General features: G+C 21.7%; 2 protein-coding genes. One reads left to right on the forward strand and one right to left on the reverse strand.

Translation table 11 applies throughout. The features are described 5' to 3' along the window. Positions 1 to 236: 236 nt before the first annotated feature. Positions 237 to 1,505 (reverse strand): DUF2963 domain-containing protein, encoded by a 1,269-nt coding sequence (locus KTO59_RS03460; RefSeq protein ID WP_284928648.1) that lies wholly within the window; start codon positions 1,503 to 1,505, stop codon positions 237 to 239. Positions 1,506 to 3,543: 2,038 nt separating this feature from the next. Here KTO59_RS03460 and KTO59_RS03465 point away from each other — a divergent pair. Continuing rightward, entirely contained in the window at positions 3,544 to 4,119 is a 576-nt protein-coding gene (locus KTO59_RS03465) for a DUF2963 domain-containing protein (protein ID WP_284928649.1), read from the forward strand. Positions 4,120 to 4,540: the final 421 nt, after the last annotated feature.

Here is a 4,540-nt window from a genome sequence, read left to right on the forward strand (position 1 = left end):
GTTAAATTTTGATTTTCTGGGTTTTGTTTATAAATTGGTTCTCCTTTCGTTAATTTTGATTCAACTTTTTTGTTGAATCAATTTGTTTCTCTTTTTCTTTTATTTTGTCTTCGTTATGTTCTATGACTACGACATCCTCTTTAGGAGGTTTATTTGGTGGAACAGCGCAGTGTTATAAAAAAATGTAAGTGCGGACGTTTATTTTATTTTTTATTTGTTTTTTTGTATTTTTCATATTATTTTTTTTCCGTTCCGTCGTCGTTATATTCTATGATTTCTTTAACATTTTTACCGTCGTCTTGGTATAATTTTACTTTAGTTTTTTGGCCGTTTTCGTTGTATTCGTTAATTTGTGTGATAGTTTCGCCGTCGTTTTGGTAGAATTTTGCTGTAATTAATTTTTCGTTTTCGTTGTATTCGTCAATTTGTGTGATAGTTTTGTCGTCATCTTGGTAGAATTTTACTTTAGTTTTTTGGCCGTTTTCGTTGTATTCTTCAATTGCCCAAATAGTTTTGCCGTCATCTTGGTAGAATTTTACTTTAGTTTTTTGGCCGTTTTCGTTGTATTCGTTAATTTGTATGATAGTTTCACCGTCGGGTTTGTAGAATGTTTCTTTAACTAATTTTTTGTTTTCGTTGAATTTTTGAGTGCATAAAATAGTTTTGTTGTCAGAATAATAAAATATTTTAAATCGATTACATTCAAATTTAAATAAATAAATATTTTTTGCGCCGTTGGCGAGTTTGATTAAATTATTAGCTTCATCACAGTTAGTAAAAATACGTACTCCGTCATCAAAATACACAGCTTCAATTTTGTTTTTGTTGTAATATAAATTTCTATCTGAATTAAATGGAAAAATGATTGGACCATCAGGGACTGCATTGTAACAACCTAATATGGCATATCCATCATTAACTTTAATGATTTCAGTTAAATATTTTGTAAGTGCTGCTTCTTTGGTAGTATCAACATCATATTTTAAATTAATTATATTAATATCGATATTAGGATCAATTTGGACTTTGCTAATGTCCCAAAAGACGTAAGCTTTTTCGATGGCGATTTTGTGGGTTAATAATTCATCAAGAGTGTATTTTTTGTGTTCATCATAAGGATATGTTATTTTAAATGGATTAGTTCGAGGTTTAAAATAAACGTCTAATAAACCATCTTGTGGTTTTTTTAAATTATAAATTATACGATTATCGTCACTGGAATTGTAACTTGGATCATTTGACAAAATTGAAACGTCATTAATGCCTAATAATTTCATGATTTCCGGAATATCGTTACATGACTCAACGTTGATGTTTTGTATATCTAATTCTGATTGTGTGGTAAGCCATTTGTCTTTTAGTTCTTGTGTTGAATATAATTTAATGGTATGAGTCGTTTTTTGATAAAAGTAATTTGTTAATTTAGCGTGAATATAACAACAAGTGCAAAATAAAAAAATCGTTAATAAATAATAATAAAAAAATTTTAAATAACGTTTTGTCATGTAATGACCTCCTTTCTTGGAATTTTTTTATGATTAGGGGTTTGGTTTTTTAAGACCTTAACGTTTGTTGATTGTTGTGCTTATAAATAAAAAAAGATTTTTAATTTTGAAAATCTTTTTTTTATTTAGATGGTTTTTTTAAGCCTTAACGTTTTTTAATTGTTGTGCGCGGTTTAATGTTTTCCTTTTGGTTTTGATATTTGGCGTTTGTTGTTTGTTTTTTTAATGAAAATTATTTTTTTATATAATATATTTGAGACACCTTTTAGTTGTGCGCGGTTTAATGTTTTCCTTTTGGTTTTGATATTTGGCGTTTGTTGTTTGTTTTTTTAATGAAAATTATTTTTTTATATAATATATTTGAGACACCTTTTATAGGTGTTGTTTTACCACCTTCGTAAAAAAGGTGTATTTTATTTCCTTTTTGAAGGTATTAAAAAAACATTCAGAAAGGAGATATAATTAATGAAATCACAAATCATAAATTTGATAATTAATTTTTTTATAAATTTAATGATTAAACTTTTAAATTGTTTAAATGATTTATTAAATATCCGCATAATTAAAATTATAAAACAAAAAAAAAAAAAACAATTTTTACATTCAGTTTTTTTGTTTATAAGGTATCGAATTAATTTTGATAATGATAAAATAATTTTTTTATAAATAATTATCTTTACTTATAATAATAAAAAATTATTATAAGTAAAGATAAAAGACCTATGAATAATTTAAATATTGATTTTTTAAATTTTGTAATACTAACAAATTTATAAAAAAATAATAATTTTTTCTGATTTTTAAAAAAACAATAACTTATGTAAAATCATTTTATAAGATTCCAGAAATGATTTTTATAAATAATTAACTTTTAATTATACAAAGATAATATACAAAGATAATATACAAAGATAATATACAAAGATAATATACAAAGATAATATACAAAGATAATATACAAAGATAATTTATCGTTTTTTGTTCGATTTTGATTAATATAAATTAATTTAATAAAAATTTTTTATTTTTATTATTTTTTTTTCGATAAACATTGAAAAAAATATTATTTTTAGGTCTTTTTTATTAATTAATTGCTTCCTATAATGTATATTATGTAAACCAATTTTGAATATATTTTTTTAATGACAATAAAATATATATAATATCTGTAAATTTAGAAAATAATAAAAAAATTTTAATTAAAGTTTCGTAATAATTTAGTATTATAAAAAAATAATCTCTTTATTATTAATTTTTTATTTTAATTTTTTTATAAAATAAAAAATTTTATTTTTTTCGATGTTTATTAATCAAAATCGAACCAAAAAAGATAAATTATCTTTTTGTAATATATAAAGAAATTAATATCGATATTTAACTTATTTAAGATCTTATTTTTACTTATAATAATAAAAATTATTATAAGTAAAGTTAATTATTTATAAAAAATCATTTCTGGAATCTTATAAAATGATTTTACATAAGTTATTGTTTTTAAAAAAATCAGAAAAAATTATTATTTTTTATAAATTTGTTTACAAAATTTAAAAAATCAATATTTAAATTATTCATAGGTCTTTTATCTTTAATTATAATAATTTTTATTATAAATTTTTTAAATTTATCATTTAATTTTCTATAGTTTTTGTCTAATTATAAAATTTTTATTATTATAATTAAAGATAATTATTTTTCATAAAAAAATTATTTTATCATTATCAAAATTAATTCGATACCTTTTATAAACAAAAAACTGAATGTAAAAATTGTTTTTTTTTTTTGTTTTATAATTTTAATTATTAATTAATTAATAATCAAAATTTTTTAATGTTTTTTCGTACTGTTATAAAAAATGTAAATGTTTTTAACTCTGCATATTTTTATTTTTAAAATCTCTTTTCTATAAAAAAGACTAGTTTGTTTTAACTAGTCTTTTAGGTATTAAAATGAATTTATTTACAAAAATTTATAAAAGTACGACCATTTTGTAATAAAAGCGATAAATACAAATCCTTGATTAAAGGAAAAATATAAAAAAATGAAATTAAAACAATTTTTAATTTTGGTACTAATTTTAATAATTACAACATATTTTATTTATAATTATATTAAAAAAGATTTAAAAAAATCTGAATATAATGCAGAAGAATCCAAAGATGACGAAGATGTATCCAAAAACTCAGTTACGCCAAAAACATCGATCATAGAACCAAAAGTTTTAAATCAAAATTCAATTGAAAAAAAAGAACAAAAACAAAAAAAATTTTACCGTCCCGACGGCAAAACTGTTTGGTACATTGAAGAATATAACGAAAACGAAAAATTAGTTAAAAAAACATTCTACCAATACCACGACAACGATAAAACTATTTTTTTAATTCACGAATATAACGAAAACGAAAAATTAGTTAAAACAACATTTTACGAAAAAGACGGCAAAACTATCACACAAATTCACGAATATAACGAAAACGAAAAATTAATTACAGAAAAATTCTATCGAGATGACGGCAAAACTATCACACAAATTCACGAATACAACGAAAACGGCCAAAAAATTAAAATAACACTCTACCAAGACGACGGCAAAACTGTTAAAAAAATTATAAAATAATAATGACGATGGAACGAAAAAATAATATGAAAAATACAAAAAAACAAATAAAAAATAAAATAAACGTCCGCATTATTCTAAAAAAGTGTAAATAAATTCATTTTTAATACCGAAAAGACTAGTTAAAAAAAACTAGTCTTTTTTTTAGTAAAAAGAGTTTTTAAAAATATGCAGTGTTAAAAAAACATTTACATTTTTTTATAACACTACAATATTACATAAACGATGACCTTCATGAAGAACCAAAGCGGTTTAGTATTAACCTTGTGCGAATTTTGTAGTAAATTTATATAGCTTTTCCTATTGATTTCATCGCTTATTTAGCAGGAATTAAATCCGTATTTATCAAATGCTTTAAAAACCCATTTAACTATATTACCGGTAGAAGCTTCGTGTTCTTTTTCGTAAGTTATCATACGAT

It is taken from the genome of Candidatus Phytoplasma sp. AldY-WA1 (assembly GCF_020312115.2).
GTDB classification, from domain to species: Bacteria; Bacillota_I; Bacilli_A; order Acholeplasmatales; family Acholeplasmataceae; genus Phytoplasma; species Phytoplasma vitis.

Coding starts and splice junctions, on each gene's coding strand:
- KTO59_RS03460 (WP_284928648.1), bottom strand. CDS start 1,505: ATGACAAAACGTTATTTAAAATTTTTTTATTATTATTTATTAACGATT.
- KTO59_RS03465 (WP_284928649.1), top strand. CDS start 3,544: ATGAAATTAAAACAATTTTTAATTTTGGTACTAATTTTAATAATTACA.